Here is an 18,679-nt window from a genome sequence, read left to right as displayed (position 1 = left end):
GGCTGACGCGGTGGTGTCAGGGCTGTGTCAGGTGCGTGTCAGGGCGGCCCGTGATCGTGGCTTCACCAGCCCGCCACGAAAGGCACTTCGATGACCCGGACCCCAGGCCTGCCCATGGAACGCGACGCCGGCCCGTTCGACCCGCCCCGCGACATCACCCGGCTGCGGGAGACCCGGCCCGTCAGCCCGCTGCTCTTCCCCGACGGCCACGAAGGCTGGCTCGTCACCGGTTATGACGCCGTCCGCCAGGTCATGGCCGATACGCGCTTCAGCTCGCGGCAGGACATCGGTGTCCTGCACGTGCCGTACGAGACTCCCGGGATGCCGGTCGTCACCGAGCCCTCGCCGCAGCTGCCCGGGGTGTTCATCGCGATGGACCCACCCGACCACAGCCGGCTGCGGAAAAGGCTGACCGGGGCCTTCACCGTCAAGCGGATGAAGCAGCTCGAAGGGCACATCGTCGACGTCGTCGAGCGGCAGCTGGACGAGATGGCGAAGCTGACGCCGCCGATCGACCTCGTCCGGGAGTTCGCGCTGCCGGTGCCGTCGCTGGTGATCTGCGAACTGCTCGGCGTCCCCTACACCGACCGCGCGGACTTCCAGGCGAACTCCGCCCAGTTCATGGTCAAGGAGCAGCCGTTCGAGCAGAAGATGGGCGCCTACATCGCGCTCAACACCTACCTCGCCGAACTGGTCACGCGCAAACGGGCCGACCCCGGCGACGACATCCTGTCCGATCTGGCCGCCCAGGACGACCTCACCGTCGAGGAGCTGACCGGCGTCGCCTTCCTGCTGCTGCTCGCCGGCCACGAGACCACCGCCAACATGCTGTCGCTGGGCACGTTCGCGCTGCTGGAGCACCCCGGGCAGCGTGCGGCCCTGGCCGCCGACCCGGAGCTGCTGCCCGGGGCCGTCGAGGAGCTGCTGCGCTACCTGTCCGTCGCCGACATCTTCTTCCGCTACGCCACCGAGGACCTCGAGCTCGGCGGGGAGACCATCCCCGAGGGGGCGACTGTCGTCATCTCGCTGCTGGCGGCCAACCGCGACCCGAAGCGGTTCGAGCACCCCGACACCCTGGACGTCCACCGCACGGCCCGCGGGCACCTGTCCTTCGGCCACGGCGTCCACCAGTGCCTCGGCCAGCAGCTGGCCCGGATCGAGATGCGCGCCGGGTTCGAGGCGCTGCTGCGGCGTTTCCCGACGCTGGAACTCGCCGTCCCCGCCGGCGACGTGAAGCTCCGGACCGACATGAACATCTACGGCGTCCACGAGCTGCCCGTCACCTGGACGGCGGTGGACCGGTGACGGCGATCGAGGTTTCCGGGCTGTACAAGGCGTTCAAGGACAAGGTCGTGCTCGGCGGCGTCGGCTTCGAGGTCCCCGAAGGCACGGTCTTCTCCCTGCTCGGCCCGAACGGCGCGGGCAAGACCACCACGGTGAACGTGCTGACCACGCTGATGAAGGCCGACGGCGGGACGGTCCGCGTCGGCGGGCACGACGTCGGGACCGAGGCGAAGGCGGTGCGCGCGCAGATCGGCGTCACCGGCCAGTTCGCGGCCGTGGACGAGCTGCTGACGGGCCGGGAGAACCTGCAGCTGATGGTGGACCTGAAGCGCGCGGACGACCGGATCGTCCCGGAGCTGCTGGACCGGTTCGACCTGGCGGAGCCGGCGGGCAAGCTCGCGTCGACGTACTCCGGGGGCATGCGCCGGAAACTGGACCTGGCGATGACGCTCGTCGGCGGCCCGCGGATCATCTTCCTGGACGAGCCGACGACGGGCCTGGACCCGCGCAGCCGCCGGACGATGTGGACGATCATCCGCGAGCTGGTCGACGACGGCGTCACCATCTTCCTCACCACCCAGTACCTCGAGGAAGCCGATCAGCTCGCCGACCGGATCGCGGTGCTGGACCAGGGCGAGCTCGTCGCCCAGGGCACGCCGGACGAGCTCAAGCGCCGGCTCCCCGGCACGCACGTCCGGCTCCGGTTCACCACCACCGCCGAACTCGGCGCCGCCGCGCGGATCTTCCCCGGCGCCACCCGGGACGACGAGACCCTGGCCCTGCGCGTGCCCAGTGACGGCGGGACGAAGTCGCTGCGGGCCCTGCTCGACCGGCTCGACGAGTACTCGGTCGGCGCCGCGGACTTCTCCATCCACACCCCGGACCTCGACGACGTCTTCCTCGCCCTGACGGGCCACAACACGAAGGTGAGCCCGGAATGAGCACCCAGGTCATGGTGCGCCGCAACTTCAAGCACATCGCCCGGAACCCGACGTCGGTGTTCAACGCGGTCCTGATGCCGATCGTGATCATGCTGATGTTCGTCTACATGCTCGGCGACGCGTTCAGCGTCGGGGTCGACTACGTGGACTACGCGACGCCGGGGCTGATGCTGCTGGCCGTCTGCTACGGCCTGGGAGCCACCGCCACGTCGGTGAACTCCGACATGACGAAGGGCATCATCAACCGGTTCAAGGTCATGGACGTCTCCCGGGGCGCGGTGCTGACCGGGCACGTCGTCGCCAGCCTGCTGACCAACCTGGTCGCCATCGCGGCGCTCGTCGGGGTGGCGTTCCTGCTGGGGTTCAGCACGTCGGCGAGCCTGCTCGACTGGCTCGGGGTGCTCGGGATCGTCGTGCTGCTCGGGGTCGCGGCCGGCTGGTTCACCGTCGCGCTGGGACTGGCGGCGAAATCCCCGGAGACGGCGGGCCTGGCCACCGTGCCGCTGGTCATGCTGCCGTTCTTCAGCAGCGCGATCGTCCCGGCCGAGAAGATGGGGCCGGGCCTGCGGCAGTTCGCGCAGTACCAGCCGTTCACGCCGATCATCGAAACCCTGCGCGGGCTGCTCAATGGCGCCCCGGCCGCGGGCGACGTGATCCCGGCCCTGGCGTGGTGCGCCGGGATCGCCGTCGCCGGGTACCTGTGGGCGCGGGCCACGTTCAAGAAACGGGCGTGACCAGCTCGCTCCACGCCGTCTCCGCGCCCTCGCGCGCCGCCTCGGCGTACCCCTCGCCGCCGAGGCGTTCCCGCGCGGCCTGCTCGATCCGGGCCACGTCCGGACAGGACCGATCGGGCAGGCCGCGCACCCCCGCGCTCGCCGCCAGCAGCCGGGCGGCCTGCTCGGGACGGTCTTCGCGCAGCGCCAGGTCCGCCAACCCGACCAGCGCCTGGGCGATCGTGGGCGGGTGTCCCGCCTCGGACGCCGCCCGCAGCGCCGCGGCCCGGTGTTCGCGGGCCGCGCCGAGATCCTCCGCCAGGTAGCCGAGCAGGTCCTGCGTCATCGCGCGGACGCCGGGCAGCTCGGCCGCGTCCCCCAGCAACGCCGTCCCGGCGTCGAGCTGCCGGCGGGCCTGTCCGGCGTCGCCGCTCCAGCGCGCGAGCTCCGACTTCGCCAGCGCCAGCTCGGCCAGCGCGCTCGGCCAGGCGACGCGTTCCGCGTGCCGCTGCGCTTCCGCCATGGCCGCCGCGCTCGCCTCCGCGTCACCCGACAGCCAGTACAGCTGGGCTTGCCGCGACCGCATCGGCACGACGTCGTCGAGCGCGCCGACTTCGGTGACGACGGCGATCGCGTCTTCGTAGTGTTCGCACGCGCGGACGAACTCGCCGCGGGTGGCGATGCGGTTCGCCACTTCCATCAGGGCGAAGGAAATCCCCCACCGCTCACCGAGCGCGCGGAACTCGGCGAGGGCCTGCTCGAGGTAGACGTCCGCGTCCCGCCCCTCCCGGCCGAGCTCGATCCGCATCTTGCCCAGGTGCAGCCGGGCGAGCGCGCGGACCCACGGATCCTCGTCGGCGAGCAGGGGTTCCCACGCGGCCAGGGGCGCTTCCGGCGCCCGCACGAGACGTTCCAGCGCGGCGATGACCCCGAACAGCGGATGCCGGCTCCGGCCGCGCAGGGTGAAGTCGTACGCCCGGTGGATCCACTCCGCCGCCCGATACTGGTTGCCGCCCCGCCCGGAGCTCAGGAACATCGTGGCGTAGCCGTACACCATGGCGCGGACGTCGTCGGTCACCTCGCCGGGCAGCGCGGTGGCCGCCATGATCAGCTCGTTGCTCTCGAGCTTGTGCCCGCCGAGCCACCAGTACCAGGCGGCGCCCGCCGCGAGCCGCATCGCGCCCTGGGCCTCGCCGGCCGCGAGCGCGCCGCGCATCGCGGCGCCGATGTTGTCGTGCTCGGCCCCGAGGGTGGCGAGCCAGTCCAGCTGCTCCACGCGGCGAAGGTGCGGCTCCGCGGTTTCGGCGAGTTCGGTGAAGTACGCGAGGTGCGCGTGGCGGGCCCGCTCCGACTCCCCCGCCTCGGCGAGCCGCTCCCCGGCGTACTCCTTGATCGTGCCGAGCATCCGGTAGCGCGGCGCCTCGTCGCTTCCGGTGACCACCAGCGACTTTTCCGTCAACGCGGTCAGCAGCTCCAGGACCTGCCACGCTTCGACGGCGTCGCCGGCGCAGACCCGCTCGGCCGCTTCCAGGCTCGCGCCACCCGAGAACACCGCGAGCCGGCGCAGGACCGTCCGTTCGGCGTCGGTCAGCAGCTCCCAGCTCCAGTCGACCACCGCGCGCAGCGTCCGGTGCCGCGGCAGCGCGGTGCGGCTGCCGCCGGTCAGCAGGCGGAACCGGTCGTCGAGCCGGTGGGCGAGCTGGTCGGGCGACATCGTCCGCAGCCGGGCCGCGGCGAGTTCGATGGCCAGCGGCATCCCGTCCAGCGCCCGGCAGATGCGCGCCAGCGTCGACGACGTGCCGGCGTCGCCCCCGAGGTCGGTGCGCACCGCGCCGGCCCGGTCCCGCAACAGCCGGACGGCCGGCGCGGCCTCGATCGCGCCGGGTCCGGCGCCGGCCGCGGGCAGGACCAGCGGCACCACCTGCCAGAGGGCCTCGCCGGTGATGCCGAGGGGTTCCCGGCTCGTCGCGAGGATCCGCAGCCGCCGGCACTCGCCCAGGACGCGGTGGGCGAACGCCGCGGCCGACTCGATCACGTGCTCGCAGTTGTCCAGGACCAGCAGCACATCCCGCTCGCGGACGGCGGCGACGACCCGGTCCGTCGCCTCCGCGTCGCTCGCCTCGGCGAGCAGCGCGTCGCGCAGCCGGAGCGCCGACAGCGTCGCCTGCGCGACGTCGCCGCCCGCGCCGAGGGCCGCGAGCTCCACCACCCAGGCGCCGTCCGGCAGGTCGCCGAGCAGCGTGCGCGCGGTTTCGGTGGCCAGCCGGGTCTTCCCCGAACCCCCCGGCCCGATCAGCGTGACGAGCCGGTGCCCGGCGACGAGCTCCCGGACCGTGGCCACGTCGTCGTCCTTGCCGACGAAGCTGGTCAGCTCGGCGCGCAGGTTGGTCTGCCGGGGCTCCTCCCGCCGGGCCAGCTCGCCGCGCAGCAGCGCGACGTGCACGGCGGCCAGCTCCGGTGACGGGTCGACCCCCAGCGCGTCGGCCAGGGCTTCCCGCGCACGCTGGTAAACGAGCAGTGCCTCGGTGTCACGACCGGCCGCGGCCAGGGCCCGCATCAGCGCGGCGACGAGCCGTTCGCGCACCGGGTGCGCGGCCACGAGATCGGTCAGTTCCGCGACGAGGCCGGCACCGCGGCCGGCCCCGATCTCGGCGTCGAACCGGTCCTCGACGGCGGTCAGGCGCAACGCCTCGAGCCGGGTGACGGCCGCGTCGAACGCTTCGCTCTCCTGCAGGCCGACGTCCTGCATGGCCGCGCCCCGCCACAGCGCGACGGCCTCGCGCAGCAGCCGCGGATCCCCCTCCGTGCGGGCCCGGCCCACCAGCCGTTCGAACTTCACGGCGTCGACGTCGTCCGGGGCCACGTTCAGCCGGTAGCCGTCCGGCTGGCCCTCGACCGAGCCTTCCGGCAGCGCTTTCCGCAGCCGGGAAACCAAGCGTTGCAAGGCGTTCGCCGCTTCCGCGGGCGGGTGCTCACCCCAGATCCAGTCGACGAGCGCGGCCTTCGGGACGACGTGCCCCGGTTCGAGTGCGAGGGCGATCACCAGCCCACGCAACCGGGCGCCCGGCACCTCGGCGGTGCCGCCGTCGTCCGTGCGCACCTCGAACGGTCCCAGCATCCCGATCTGCACTTCGCCGATTTTGCCACGAAGGGCCAGGCGACCGGTGGGCCGGCAAGATCTTCCCGCCGGCCGGCGTCACGAACAGTGGCGAACCGAGTTCGCTGCGCGGCTTCCGACGAGCCGCGGGATCAGGCGTCCGCCCGGCGCGGACGTTCGGCCGCTCGCGCCCGGAGCGCGGCGCCGGCCGGCGGGCGGTCGCCGTGCGGGGCTTCCCGCGAGTGTCCTCATAGGACTCCAGGCCCGCCGCGGAACTCCCGAGCGACGGCAACGCCGGTGGCCCGGCACGCACGGCAGGTCCGCGGCCGGCAACCGCTTGCGAGCCCGGGCCGCCGTTTCGACGACGTACGCGGCCACCACGCGCCGGACCCGGTCGTCGAGGAGCCGATCGACGGCCACCGGCCCGGATCGCCGTGGTCCACCGGGCCCAGCGAGGACGCTGTCACGAAAGGCCGGTGCCGCCACGGACGTCGCCACGGCGGCACCGGCCGGGAATGCCGGGGCCCGGTCCGCCCCTCCCCGCGAGAAAGCGAAGCCGGCCCCGGCGAGTCGGTCCACCGTGTACGCGCACGGCGTCAGCGGCGCGGCTCCCAGCGGAAGAGGCGGGTGGCCAGCGCGACCGCGACGACCACCCAGGCCAGCGTCGGCGCGAGCAGGATCAGGGAGTCGCCCAGGGCGACGCCGCCGTTCCAGGCGTTGAGGATCAGCTCGGTGGCCGAGCCGCCGGGCAGCAGGCGCTTGAGCAGCGTGAGCTTCTCCGTGCCGGTGGCGCCGACCCAGCCGGCCACCGCGATGACGCCGACGCTGATCGGCAGCGTGGTGACCTGGGCGTGTTCCGGGGAGTTCGTCAGGCCGGCCGTGGCCAGGCCCAGCGCGAGCATCATGACCACCGTCGAGACGACCGCCACCACCAGCAGGAGCGGGTCGGCGGGCTTGCCGGTGACCGCCGCGAGCACGCTCAGGATCACGGCGATCTGGACCAGCGTGAGCACGGTGATCGGCAGCAGCAACCCCGCGAGGATGCCGGTGTCACCCGCCGCGGTGGAGCGCAGGCGTTTGAGGAACAGGTTCTGGCGGCGGGAGGCCAGGGTGGTCACCGACGTGGTGTACAGCCCGATGCCCACGACGAAGAACAGTGCCAGGGCCGCGATGTAGCCGAGGCTGCCCGCCTGGGTGAACAGTTCGTGCTGGTTGATGAGGAACGCGCTGAACGCGACCGGCAGGAGCAGGGCGGTGACCAGCACCAGCCGGTTGCGGAAGATCTGGATCAGCTCGCCGCGAGCGATGGAAAGCATGGGAAGGGCCCTTTCTCAGGAGTTGCTGATCGCGCGGAAGACGTCGTCGAGGCGGGTCGGGCCGGCTTCGAGCCCGCGCAGTTCCACGGCGTGGTCCTGCGCCCAGGCGAGCACCGTGTGGAGGTCCTTCTGCAGCCCGAACGTCTCGATGAGGAACCGGCCGTCCGGCTCGCGGGTGGCCTGCAGCGGCGGCGCCGGCGCGTGCGGCGGGAGGGCGAAGTGGATGGTCGAGGGCAGGGTCCGCGTCAGCTCGGCGACGGTACCCTCGCGGTGGAAGGTGCCCTCGTGCATCAGCCCGATGCGGTCGGCGCGCTGCTGGGCCTCTTCGAGGTAGTGCGTGGTGAGCACGATGGTCGAGCCGTCCTCGCGCAGCCGGTCGACGGCGTCCCAGAGCGCGTCGCGGGACTGGATGTCCAGGCCCGTGGTGGGCTCGTCGAGGAAGATCAGCTCGGGCGTCCCGTAGACGGCGGTGGCGAAGTCCAGCCGCCGCTTCTCGCCGCCGGAGAGCTGGGACACCTTCGTACCCGCTTTGCGCGTGAGGTCGACGATGCCGAGCACGCGCTCGACGTTGTCGGTCCGCTCGGTGAGGCCGCCGATCAGCCGGACGGACTCGCGCACGGTCAGGTCCGGGGAGAAGCCGCTCTCCTGCAGCATGATCCCCATCCGCGGGCGCACCGCTGCGCGGTCGCGCGGGCTCTTCCCGAACACCCGCACGGCGCCCGAGCTGGGCGCGCGGTGGCCCTCGACGGTCTCGAGGGTCGAGGTCTTGCCGGCGCCGTTCGTGCCGAGCAGCGCGTACAGCTCCCCGCGTTCGACCTGGAACGAGAGGTCCCGGACGGCGTGGAAGCCGCCGTAGGTGAGGTTCAGGTGGTCGACGTCGATGACTGGTGTCGTGGACATGCTCCGATTCCAGCGCGGTGCGCGCCCGCCCGGCAGTGTGGCCACGTCACCCGAGGACATGACGTGGTGTCACTGGTGGGGCCCGCCGTGGCCGTTACGCTCGGGGACATGGAGGTGACCACGCTCGCACGCCGGGCGACCTGGACCGGCGGGGCGGTGCAGGAACGGCTGCGCCGGCTCAACCTCATCACGACGGTGCCGCCGCTCGCCGTCGTCGGCGTGCTGCTGGTGGTGCTCACCGCGCGCACCTGGTGGCACGTCGTCCTGCAGGTCGTCGGCCTGATCGCCGCGCTGGCGACGGCGGAGCGCTGGACCGCGGGCGACTTCATCCGCGTCGCGCGTCCCTGCGTGGCCATCACGGCGGCGGTCTGGCTCGCCGGCGCCCTGAACGACGACTCCTCCTCGTTCTACGGCCTGTGCGTCGTCGGCTCGTTCACCATCCCGCCGCTGCCCCGGCACCGCATCGCGGCCCTGCTGGGGCTGGCCGTGCTGGTCGCCGCGCTGGGCGCGTCGAACCCGCTGTTCTTTCACGACTACGGCGTCGGGCGGCTGCTGCAGTACGTCGTCATCCCGGCCGTCTCCGTCGTGGTGTCGACCGCGTTCACGTTCGTCAGCCAGCGGTTGTACGACCTGGTGGCGGAGCTGGAACAGTCCCGCGACCGCGAGGCGGAGCTGGCCGTCATCCGCGAACGCATGCGGTTCGCCAGCGACCTGCACGACATCCAGGGCCACACGCTGCACGTCGTGAAGCTGAAGGTCGCGCTGGCCGAGAAGCTGCTGGGCGGCGACGTCGACCGCGCACGGCAGGAGCTGCGGGAAGTGCACACCCTGGTCGGCGACACCATCGTCCAGACCAAGGAGCTCGCCTACGCCCAGCGGCGGCTGAACCTGTCCGCGGAGCTGGAGAACGCGAAGAACCTCTTCGAGGCCGCGGGCATCCACGTGCGCGTCGACCGCGAGGCCGAGGTCGACGCGCGCGCGGGCGAGCTGCTCGGCCAGGTCCTGCGCGAGACGACGACGAACATCCTGCGCCACGCCCAGGCCGAGCAGGTGCGGATCACGCTCACGGAGTCCGGGATCAGCATCGTCAACGACGGCGCGCAGGAGGGCGGGCTGCCCGAGCTCAACGGGCTTTCCACCCTCCGGCAGCGGCTGGCGGACGACGGAGGCGAACTGAAGGTGGAGCAGCAGGACGGCCGGTTCCTGACCGCGGCCGCCTTCCCGCGACGGGAGGACGTCCGATGACGACCGTGGTACTCGCCGACGACGAGGCGTTGCTGCGCAAGGCGCTGGCGGCGTTGCTGCCTCTCGAAGGCGAGATCACCGTGCTCGCCGAAGCGGAGGACGGCGAAGAAGCCGTGAAGGCCACCTTGGAGCACCAGCCGGACGTGCTCGTGATCGACCTGGAGATGCCCAATGTGGACGGACTCGGCGCCGTCGCCGAAATCCGCCGCGCCCGGCCGGACCAGGTGATCCTCATGCTGACCCGGCACGCCCGGCCCGGCGTGCTGCGCAAGGCCCTGAAACTCGGCGTCCAGGGGTTCGTCAGCAAGTCGGCGGAACCGGCGCACATCACGTCGGTGATCAAGACCCTGCACGAGGGCAAACGCTGGATCGACCCGGACGTCTCCGCGCTCGCCGTCGTCGACGACTGCCCGCTGACCGACCGCGAAATCGACGTCCTGCGCGCGACCCGCGAAGGGTTTTCGGTCGCCGACATCGCGGGCCGGCTCCACCTCGCGGAGGGCACGGTCCGGAACTACCTGTCGAACGCGATGCAGAAGACCCAGACCCGTACCCGCCACGAAGCGGCCCGGTACGCCCGCGAACACGACTGGCTCTAGAGCACCTTTTCGGTCCACGCCAGGAGTTCCGCGACGACCTCGGCGCGGTTCGTCTCGTTGAGGATCTCGTGCCGGGCGCCCGGGTACACCCGGGTCGTCAGGTCCTTGATGCCCGCTTCGCGGTAGCGCCGCACGAGGACGTCGAACAGCGCGAGGTTGCCGTTGACCGGGTCCTGCTCGCCGACGGCCAGGTACATCGGCAGGTCCGGGCGCATCGCGCCCACCGCGGCGGGATCCGCCAGCCGGCGGGCGCCGGCGAACATCGCCCTCGTGTTCTCCGGGTCGATCCCGAAGCCGCACAACGGGTCCGCGACGTAGGCGTCCACTTCGGACTCGTCGCGGCTGAGCCAGTCGTAGTCCGTGCGCGGCGGCTGGAACGGCGCGTTGAACACCGCCAGGTCCAGCGGCCGGTCGAGGTCCAGCGCCGGCTCCAGGACGTCGAGCGCGGCCGTGCCGGTGAGGACGGCCGCGTCGACGGCCGCGGAGTTCTCGAGCAGGTACTGCTGGGCCGCGAACGAGCCCATGCTGTGCGCCAGCAGGACGACCGGCAGGCCGGGCCGCTCCGCGCGGACGTGTGCGGTGAGCACGCCGATGTCGGCGACCAGCGCCGGCCAGCCGTCCGGGCCGAGGTCGCCGGGCGTGTCCCGGATGGACGCGCCGTGGCCGCGGTGGTCCTGGCCGTAGACGGCGAACCCGCGATCGGTGAACGCGCGGGCGACCCGGTCGTAGCGGAGCACGTGCTCCCCCATGCCGTGGGTCAGCTGCAGCACGGCGACCGGCGGCCCCGCCGGGTCCCAGCGGTACGCGGTCACGCTTCCGGGCAGGGTGAACGTCTCATCGGGCATCGTCGCCTCCTCGTTCCGCCCACCCTGCCTCATGCGCCCCGCCGGTTCCAGCCCTCAGCCGGCCGGGATGTAGGCGAGGCCGTGCGCGCCCGGCTCGCCGGCGCGCGGCACGGCGAGCGTGCCGACGACGGTGGGCGCCGCGGGATCCGCCAGGTCGACCACGGTGACCGTGGACCCGACCACCGCCGAGACGTACGCGCGGTCGCCGTCGGGGGACGACGTCAGCGTCAGCGGCATCGTGCCGACCTCCGCCGTCCCGACCAGCTCCAGCGCCTCGGGCGACGCTCCCTTCCAGACGGACAGGCGGCCGTCCGGGCGGTGCTGCTCGCCGGCCAGCAGCAGGCCGGTGGCCGTCCAGTGCACCGGGATGACGGCGTGGGCGGCGGGCAGGGTCCGCACGATCGTGCCGCTGCGGGTGTCGATCAGCGCCACGCCGGGCTCGGCGTCCCGCACGGCCACCGCGACGGTCGCGCCGTCCGGGCTGACCGCGATGCCCTCGCTGCCGGCCACGGCGATCTTGTCGAGCAGCTCACCGGTGGCCAGTTCGACGACGGTGACGTACGGCGCTTCCTTGTTCGCCGCGTACCCGCGCACGCCTTCCGGGTCGATGACGAACCAGTGCGGGCCGGGCGCGAGGGTGTCGATGCGGCGCAGCACGCGGCGCGTGGTCGTGTCCAGGACGACGACCCCGCCGGGGCCGGCCGGACCGGCCTCGACGCTGACGTAGAGCAGCCGCCGGGCCGGGTCGAGGGCCAGGCCGTGCGGCCCGTGCTCGGGTGACAGGTCGAGCACCTCGACGATCTCGCCGGCGTCCGGGTCGATGACGGTGAGCAGGTGGTTGTGGCCGTCGTGGGCGCCGTAGTAGCCGCGGACGTAGGCGCTGGTGCAGTAGAGCAGCCGGTGTTCGGCGTCGAAACACAGCTCGTGCGGCTCGGCCGGCACGGTCAGGACGGCGCCGGCCTCGTGGGTGACGGCGTCGAACAGGGTGACGGTGGGGCCGCTCTGGCTGACGACCGCGAGCCGGTCGCCGGGGCGGGGGTAAGTGGACATCGGATCTCCTTCGTTCGTTCTGGTCCCACCTTGCGTCGCGCGGCGGTATTGCCACAATGGGAATGTCGGCACGGGATAGTTGCTCAGATCGGAACGGTGCTGGTGAACATCGACGCGAACCTGCTGGTGGCGCTGGACGCGTTGCTGGCCGAACACAGCGTCACGCGCGCGGCGGAGCGGCTGCGCACGTCCCCGGCGGCGATGAGCCGCACCCTCGCCCGGCTGCGGCGGCTGCTGGGCGACCCGCTGCTGGTGCGCGCCGGGCAGGCGATGGTGCCCACACCCCGCGCGGAGGCGATGCGCGACGAGGTCGCGGCGGTCGTGCGCCGCTGCGGAGCACTGCTCTCCCCCGGCGCGGACGTCGACCCGCTCACGCTGCAACGGACGTTCACCCTCCAGGCGGCCGACCTCATCGCCGCGGCCCTGGCCCCGGGGCTGCTGGACCTCGCGGCGACGGAAGCGCCCGGGGTGTCGGTGCGGTTCCGCGCCGAGGAGCTGGAGGGCGGCCCGGCGCTGCGCGAGGGCCAGGTCGACCTGGAGGTCGGCGCCCTCGACCACGCCGACCCGGAAACCCGCACCGAGCCGCTGGTCACGCTGCGCATGGCGGCCGGAGTCCGCGCGGGCCACCCCCTGACCGAAGGCCTGCTCACCCCGGCCCGCTTCGCGGCGGCGTCGCACGTGGTGGTGAGCCGCCGAGGCCGCTTCACCGGCCCGGCGGACGCCGCCCTCGCGGAGGCCGGCCTGCGGCGCCGGGTGGTGGCGGCACTGCCCAGTCACCTGGCGGCGATGACGCTGGCGGCGCGGACGGACCTGGTCTGCCTGGTGCCGGGCGGAGTCGGCCCGACGACGGAGGCGGCTCGCGCGCTGGGGTTGCGGCTGCTGGAGGTGCCGTTGCCGTTGCCGCCGGTGGTGATCGGGATGGCTTGGCACCCCCGGAATTCCGCGGATGGCGGGCACTGCTGGCTGCGTTCGGCCGTGCGGCGGGTGCTTGGTGAGGGACTGCCGCTCCTGCCGGGATAATCGCCGGGTGCCCGACGCCGAGGTAGCCGATCAGACGACCACGCTGTCGTGGCCGCGTCAGCGCTGGTGGCGCGTCGCGCTGGTCGTCGCCGCGATCGGCGTCGCCGCTTTCTCGTGGGAGCAGCCCGTTGTGGCCTTCTTCGGCCTTCTCCCCACCCTCGTGTGGTGCGTCCTGGCGAAGTCACCGCGGACCGGAATGATCGTCGGACTGGTGCTCCTGGTCCTGCTGGCGTGGTTCGTCGTGCCGCGGGCCCTCGAGCTGACCGGGCCGTGGGTGCCGGCGTCGATCGAGGTCTACTGGTTCCACACCACCCTCGCGGCCGTCGTCTGCGCCGTCGGGATGCTCGCCGGGCGGCAGCGACCGAGCGAACTGCTGCCGACCATGGTGGTCATCGGGTTCGTGGCGGCCGGCGGCATCCTCTTCCTGCACAAGGACGCACCGCCCGGGGACGAAGGCGTCGCACCCGGGCCGTCGCGGCTGACGGTCGCGCGGACCGTCGCCTGTGGGTCCGGCGGGTGCTGGGGTGTCTTGGAAGCCACCGGCGACCGCGCGACCGAGGTGATGCGCGGCTACCTCGTGCCGCACGGTTACACGCCGGCGAGCGAGATCGACGGAGTGCCCCGGCTCTGCCGGCGCACGGGTGTGCTCGTCACGCACGAGGTGTGCGCGGAACTGCGGACCCTTTCGGCGACGGCCGTCCGGGTCGAGTGGTACGTGAACTGACGGCGCGGCGGCGTCGGACCGCCGCGCCGCCGGGTCAGGCCGGGGCCACCGCGCGGCCGGTCTGCGGGGAGATCATCCCCGCGCACAGGCCGCGGGCGGCCAGGCCCTGCGCGATGCGCGGGATCGCCGCCCGGGTGTTGGCCGGCCACTCGTGCATCAGGATGATCTGGCCGTTCTGGAGCCGGGCGTTGGCCGCGACGATCGCGTCCGTGCTCGCGCCGTTCCAGTCCTGCGAATCGACGTCCCAGATGATCTGGGTGAGGCCGTACTTCGCTTCGACCGTCCGGAGGGTGGTGTTGGTTTCGCCGTAGGGCGGCCGGAACAGCCGCGGGGTGCCGCCGCCCGCGTTCGCGATCGCCTGCTGCGTCCGGGAGACCTCCGAGTCCACTTGGGACTGACTCTGCTGGATCAGGTGCGGGTGGGTGTAGCTGTGGTTGCCGACCCACATCCCGGCACTCACCTCCGCCCGCACCTGGGCCGGGTACGCGGCGGCGTACTGGCCTTCGTTGAACATCGTCGCCCGCAACCCGTTCTGCCGCAACGCGTTGAGCAGTGCCGGAGTGTTGGCGTTGGACGGGCCGTCGTCGAAGGTGAGCCCGACGTAACCGGAACAGGCGGCCGCTCGGGCCGGCCCTCCGACGGCGATCGCGCTCGCCGCGGCCACGACCGCGACGGCGGCCAGCAAGGATTTCCGCATGATCAGCCCACCGTCAGGTTCGAGTTGCCGCTGCTCTGGTAACCCTCGGTCGCGAGGATCATGTAGTAGCTGAAGTTGCCGAGGCGCATGCCGTAGCGCGCCCACGCGTCGAAGTGGTTGCCGGTGGTGATGGTGCCCCCGGTCCGCTTCTGCTGCCGGACGCTCCAGTACTGGTTGAAGGTCTTGGTACCTTCGACCGACGGCGCGTTGTACCGCGTGGTCTGGTAGACGTCGTAGGTGCCGCCGTCGCTGGTGACGGTGCCCTTGTAGGTCCCGGTCGGCCGGTAGGTGCCCCAGTTGTCGACGATGTAGTACTCGACGAGCGGGTTCGACGTCCAGCCGTAGAGCGCGAGATAACCGTTGCCGGAGGGGTTGAAGCTCCCGGAATAGGTGACGTTCCGGCGGCTCCCGTTGCTCCACCCCTTGCCGGCGACGAAGTTCCCGGTGTTGCTCCAGGAGGTGCGGTAGTTGCCACCGGAGCCGAGCGTCATCGAAACGGAGCCACCGCCGTCGGTCCAGAAGGAGTAGTAGTAGCCGTTGCTGGTCCCGGTCCGATTGGTCGTGATGACGGTGTCGGCATGGGCGACACCCGGCGTGAGCGCCGCGAGCACCGCGACGGCGACCCCGCTGACAAGCACCTTGACGCGACTCTTCCTGCGCATGCTTCCTCCTCGCTGAGGATGGTCCGGTGCGGGAAGTATTGGTCCGATTTCGCCGAAGTGTCAACGATTCTCGAAACCTTTCGACATGCTTTTCGGAGCCGAAAGTTTCGGTCGCCACCGAACCGCGAGGCACCCCCTGCGCATCCAGTTCCGTGAAGGCCTCCTTGAGGGACTCAGAGTCTCTCAAGGAGGCCTTCACGGACTTGCCGGTGACTACTCGCGCAGGCCGATGGCGTCGATCGGGCGGGCTCGCAGCGCCACCCGGGTTGCCAGGCCCATCGACAGCAGGCCCAGCAGTACCGCGCCCGCGATGATTCCGATGTAGACCGTCGGCGAGCCGGACGGGATCACCGTCCCCCGCAGGCCCATGTTCAGCAACGCCAGCGGCAGCAACGGAACCAGTGTCCCGGCGACCACCGCGACCCCGACCGTCGCCAGCGCCTCCAGGCGCATCATCCGGATCACCTGGCCACGTGTCGTGCCCACCAGGCGCATCAGCGCGAACTCGCGGCCGCGCTGGGCGGTGCTCATGACCAGGGTGTTGGCCACCGAAATCGCCACGTAGCCGATCAGCACCCCGACCGCCACCAGGTTCAGGTAGAACTGCGCCTGCCGTTCGCCGCCGGTTTCCGGGGACGTCGAGGCGAAGCCCAGGCCCGGGTAGCGGCCGGCGACCGAGAGCAGGCCGGCGGACACCGCGGCCGGGTCGGCCGTGAGCGAACGGCGGACCAGGACCGAGTCGTCCAGCTGGTCGCTCGTGTGGGCGCGGGCCAGCGAGGCCGGCAGCACGAAGTCGCCGAACGCCAGGTCGTGCGTGTAGGTCGCGACCAGGCGCAGTGCGGCCGGAACGCCGTCGCCGTAGTAGAAGTCGACTTCGTCGCCGATCTTCTTGCCCAGCCAGCTGGCCTCCGACTCGCTCAGCGCCACCGTGTTCCCGGTGAGGTCCGTCAGGCGGCCGGCCGAGATGCCCAGGTCGAGGGTCGCGCCGGCCTGGTCGCCCAGCAGGCCTTGGGCCGGCAGGCGCTGGACGTCCATGTCCTCGCCCGTGGGCGTCGCGACGATCACCTGCGTGCGCACCACCGGGGTCGCCGCCGCCACGCCTGGGACGCGCCGGACCGCCTCCGCGACCTCCGGGGAGACGCCGCCCGCCGGGCTGGTGAGGACGTAGTCCGCCGTGGTGGACCGCGCCGTCTGCTGCTCGGCCGCCGCCGAGGCCGACGTCTGGCTGTAGAACATCGACAGCGCGAACGCGACCGCCAGCATCAGCGGGGTCACCGCCGCCGCCAGCCTGCGCGTGTTGGCCTGGCTGTTCGCCGCGGCCAGGTAGCCGCTGATCCGCGACACCCGCGACAGCACCGGCGCGAGCACCCGCACCATCAGCCCGACCACCCGCGGACCCACGACCGCCAGCCCGATGACCGCCACGAGCGTCGCCATCGACGACGCCGCCGTGCCCGCCTCACCGTGCACGAACAGCGGGACCGCCGCGCCGCCGAGACCGATCAGCACCAGCGCCCAGCCCGTGACGAGCCGGACCTTGCCGAGTTCGCGCCGCTCCACCGCGGCTTCGCCCAGCGCCTCGACCGGCTTGATCGTCGACGGCCGCCGCGACGCCGTCCAGGCCGCCAGCCGCGCCGCGCCCAGGCCGAGGAGCACCGCGGCCACCAGCGGGAGCGGGCCGATCGCCAGGCCGAAGTCCGCCGGGATGACGCCGATCGCGGCGAACGCGTCGCGCATGCCGGAGGCGACCGCCAGCCCCAGCACGCTGCCGAGCACGCCGGCGACCAGCGCGATGAGCGTCGTCTCGACGCCGATGAGCTTGCGGATCTGCTTCGGCGTCGCCGCGACGGCGCGCAGCAATGCGAACTCGCGCCGCCGCTGGTTGATCGTGAGCGCCAGGGTGCTCGCCACCACGAAGACCGCGACCATCAGCGCGAACCCGCCGAACGAGCCGGCGATCGCGAGCAGCAGTGTGCGGGTCTGGCTGACGTCGAGGAACTCGACGGTGCTGCGCTCGACGCCGCTGGTCACCTCGACCGGCGCCCCGGCCGTTGCGGCCCGCACCCGGTCGGCCAATGCGTCCGGGGCGACGCCCGGCTCGGCCAGGACGCCGATCGCGTTCACCTGGCCGGGCCGATCGGCCAGGCGGGCGGCCTGGGTCGTCGTGAAGAACAGCGCCGACTGCCGCGACAGGCTGGCCGCGGTGGCGATGCCGGACACGCGGTAGGGCACCGGCGCCGACCGGGTCATGACGCGCACCTGGTCGCCGACGACGACTCCGGCGCGCTGGGCCAGGTCGGCGTCGAGGACGACCTCGCCGTCGGTCGCCGGCGCCCGGCCGGCGCTCAAGGTGAAGGGCGCGAGGACCGCCGCGTCCCAGTTGTGCCCCAGCGACGGGACACCGGTCACCACCTGCCCGTCGCGGGTCACCACCTGCGCCGCGAAGCTCTGCTCCGCCACCGCGGCGCGCACGCCGGGCACCGTGGCGAGCCGGCCGGCCAGGTCCGCGGGCACGGTGGCCTGCTCGGCGACCTGCTCCGACGACAGCGCGTCGGCGCCCGGCGGCCGGACCGACTGGGTGCCGCCGACGACGACGGCCGCGTCCGCGTACCGCTGGGTCGGCACGCCGGCGCGCAGGCCGGACTCCATGAGGATCCCGCACGCGGCCACCAGGGCCGCGCCGCACAGGATCGCGACGAACGCGCCGGCGAAGCCGCCGATGCGCGTCCGGATCGTCTGCAGGGCCAGGGTCAGCACGGTCACCACTCCCCGAGGTGCGTCATGCGCTCCGCGACCCGCTCGGGCGTGGGCTGCGTGAGGTGGCCGGCGAGCTTGCCGTCGGCGAGGAAGAGCACACCGTGCGCGGCCGAGGCCGCGACCGGGTCGTGCGTGACCATTAGGACGGTCTGGCCCATGCCTTCGACGACGGCGCGGAGCAGGTCGAGCACCTGCCGTCCGGTGCGGGTGTCGAGCGCGCCGGTCGGCTCGTCGGCCAGCACGACTTCGGGCCGGCTGACGAGCGCCCGCGCGATCGCGACGCGCTGCTGCTGCCCGCCGGACAGCTCGGCCGGCCGGGCTTCCAGCTTCTTCGCGATGCCGACGCCTTCCACGATTTCCCGCAGCCAGTGCGGATCCGGCTTGCGGCCGGCCAGCCGCGTCGGCAGCGTGATGTTCTGCAGCACGTTCAGCGACGGCAGCAGGTTGTAGGCCTGGAAGACGAACCCGATCCGGCTGCGCCGCAGCTGCGTGAGCGCGGTTTCCTTCAGCTTGCCGATCTCGGTGTCGCCCAGCAGCACCCGGCCCGACGTCGGCCGGTCGAGGCCGGCCGCGCAGTGCAGGAACGTGCTCTTGCCCGAGCCGGACGGCCCCATCACGGCGGTGAACGTCCCTCGCGGCACTCCCACCGATACGCCGTCGAGCGCGGTGACGGCACCGTCACCGCGGCCGTACACCTTCCGCACCTCGGCCAGCTCCAGCGCATACCCTGTGGTCATCACGATCCCTTTCGTTCTGTACCACCAAAACTAGGATCGCGGCGGCGTCCGATCGATCCTGCGGAGAGGTGGATCGGGGGTAGCGCCAGCAC

At 72.6% G+C, this 18,679-nt stretch carries 16 protein-coding genes; 7 read left to right on the top strand and 9 right to left on the bottom strand.

Annotated features, from left to right (window positions below):
* Window positions 1–90: 90 nt before the first annotated feature.
* The 3 genes from OHS18_RS38115 to OHS18_RS38105 are packed head-to-tail and all read left to right on the top strand — an operon-like array spanning window position 91 to window position 2,959.
* Window positions 91–1,305 carry a cytochrome P450 gene (locus OHS18_RS38115; protein WP_328444243.1) on the top strand — a complete coding sequence of 405 codons (1,215 nt, stop codon included), beginning with the start codon at window positions 91–93 and terminating at the stop codon, window positions 1,303–1,305.
* A complete protein-coding gene (locus OHS18_RS38110) occupies window positions 1,302–2,225 on the top strand; it encodes an ATP-binding cassette domain-containing protein (RefSeq protein WP_328614035.1) in 924 nt (307 codons plus the stop codon). Before OHS18_RS38115 ends, OHS18_RS38110 begins: the two co-directional genes overlap by 4 nt.
* Window positions 2,222–2,959: an ABC transporter permease gene (locus OHS18_RS38105; protein ID WP_328614034.1), complete on the top strand. Its 738-nt coding sequence runs from the start codon at window positions 2,222–2,224 to the stop codon at window positions 2,957–2,959. Before OHS18_RS38110 ends, OHS18_RS38105 begins: the two co-directional genes overlap by 4 nt.
* Here OHS18_RS38105 and OHS18_RS38100 read toward each other — a convergent pair.
* The 3 genes from OHS18_RS38100 to OHS18_RS38090 all read right to left on the bottom strand — a co-directional run bounded on the left by OHS18_RS38100 (window position 2,943) and on the right by OHS18_RS38090 (window position 8,251).
* Window positions 2,943–6,068: a BTAD domain-containing putative transcriptional regulator gene (locus tag OHS18_RS38100; protein WP_328614033.1), complete on the bottom strand. Its 3,126-nt coding sequence runs from the start codon at window positions 6,066–6,068 to the stop codon at window positions 2,943–2,945. The genes OHS18_RS38105 and OHS18_RS38100 overlap by 17 nt on opposite strands.
* Window positions 6,069–6,631: 563 nt before the next feature.
* Window positions 6,632–7,351, bottom strand: coding sequence for an ABC transporter permease (locus OHS18_RS38095; protein ID WP_328444251.1), 720 nt, complete (start codon window positions 7,349–7,351; stop codon window positions 6,632–6,634).
* A gap of 15 nt (window positions 7,352–7,366) precedes the next feature.
* Window positions 7,367–8,251, bottom strand: a complete 885-nt coding sequence (locus OHS18_RS38090; RefSeq protein ID WP_328614032.1) for an ABC transporter ATP-binding protein — start codon at window positions 8,249–8,251, stop codon at window positions 7,367–7,369.
* A gap of 108 nt (window positions 8,252–8,359) precedes the next feature.
* On the opposite strand from OHS18_RS38090, the gene OHS18_RS38085 reads away from it, so the two are divergent.
* Both OHS18_RS38085 and OHS18_RS38080 read left to right on the top strand, forming a co-directional pair.
* A complete protein-coding gene (locus OHS18_RS38085; RefSeq protein WP_328614031.1) occupies window positions 8,360–9,496 on the top strand; it encodes a sensor histidine kinase in 1,137 nt (378 codons plus the stop codon).
* Window positions 9,493–10,095, top strand: coding sequence for a response regulator transcription factor (locus OHS18_RS38080; RefSeq protein WP_328444256.1), 603 nt, complete (start codon window positions 9,493–9,495; stop codon window positions 10,093–10,095). Before OHS18_RS38085 ends, OHS18_RS38080 begins: the two co-directional genes overlap by 4 nt.
* On the opposite strand, the gene OHS18_RS38075 is transcribed toward OHS18_RS38080, so the two are convergent.
* Both OHS18_RS38075 and OHS18_RS38070 read right to left on the bottom strand, forming a co-directional pair.
* Window positions 10,092–10,940: an alpha/beta fold hydrolase gene (locus tag OHS18_RS38075; RefSeq protein ID WP_328614030.1), complete on the bottom strand. Its 849-nt coding sequence runs from the start codon at window positions 10,938–10,940 to the stop codon at window positions 10,092–10,094. The two genes, OHS18_RS38080 and OHS18_RS38075, sit on opposite strands and share 4 nt — an antisense overlap.
* 54 nt (window positions 10,941–10,994) lie before the next feature.
* The gene (locus tag OHS18_RS38070) at window positions 10,995–11,990 is read right to left on the bottom strand and encodes a YncE family protein (RefSeq protein WP_328614029.1); all 996 of its coding nucleotides are present in this window, start codon (window positions 11,988–11,990) and stop codon (window positions 10,995–10,997) included.
* Between the two features lie 102 nt (window positions 11,991–12,092).
* On the opposite strand from OHS18_RS38070, the gene OHS18_RS38065 reads away from it, so the two are divergent.
* Both OHS18_RS38065 and OHS18_RS38060 read left to right on the top strand, forming a co-directional pair.
* Window positions 12,093–13,010, top strand: a complete 918-nt coding sequence (locus OHS18_RS38065; RefSeq protein ID WP_442875440.1) for a LysR family transcriptional regulator — start codon at window positions 12,093–12,095, stop codon at window positions 13,008–13,010.
* Between the two features lie 7 nt (window positions 13,011–13,017).
* On the top strand, window positions 13,018–13,734 hold the full coding sequence (locus OHS18_RS38060; protein WP_328614027.1) for a hypothetical protein: 717 nt from the start codon (window positions 13,018–13,020) through the stop codon (window positions 13,732–13,734).
* A gap of 34 nt (window positions 13,735–13,768) precedes the next feature.
* Here OHS18_RS38060 and OHS18_RS38055 read toward each other — a convergent pair whose 3' ends face one another.
* The 4 genes from OHS18_RS38055 to OHS18_RS38040 form a co-directional block, all read right to left on the bottom strand.
* A complete protein-coding gene (locus OHS18_RS38055) occupies window positions 13,769–14,431 on the bottom strand; it encodes a polysaccharide deacetylase family protein (RefSeq protein WP_328614026.1) in 663 nt (220 codons plus the stop codon).
* 2 nt (window positions 14,432–14,433) lie between these two features.
* A complete protein-coding gene (locus tag OHS18_RS38050) occupies window positions 14,434–15,093 on the bottom strand; it encodes a glycoside hydrolase family 11 protein (RefSeq protein WP_328614025.1) in 660 nt (219 codons plus the stop codon).
* Window positions 15,094–15,306: 213 nt separating this feature from the next.
* Window positions 15,307–17,850, bottom strand: coding sequence for an ABC transporter permease (locus tag OHS18_RS38045; protein WP_328618652.1), 2,544 nt, complete (start codon window positions 17,848–17,850; stop codon window positions 15,307–15,309).
* Between the two features lie 2 nt (window positions 17,851–17,852).
* A complete protein-coding gene (locus tag OHS18_RS38040) occupies window positions 17,853–18,587 on the bottom strand; it encodes an ABC transporter ATP-binding protein (RefSeq protein ID WP_328444270.1) in 735 nt (244 codons plus the stop codon).
* Between the last annotated feature and the right edge of the window lie 92 nt (window positions 18,588–18,679).

Source organism: Amycolatopsis sp. NBC_00355, assembly GCF_036104975.1.
Classification (GTDB): domain Bacteria; phylum Actinomycetota; class Actinomycetes; order Mycobacteriales; family Pseudonocardiaceae; genus Amycolatopsis.
This window is presented reverse-complemented; position numbering and strand designations above follow the sequence as displayed.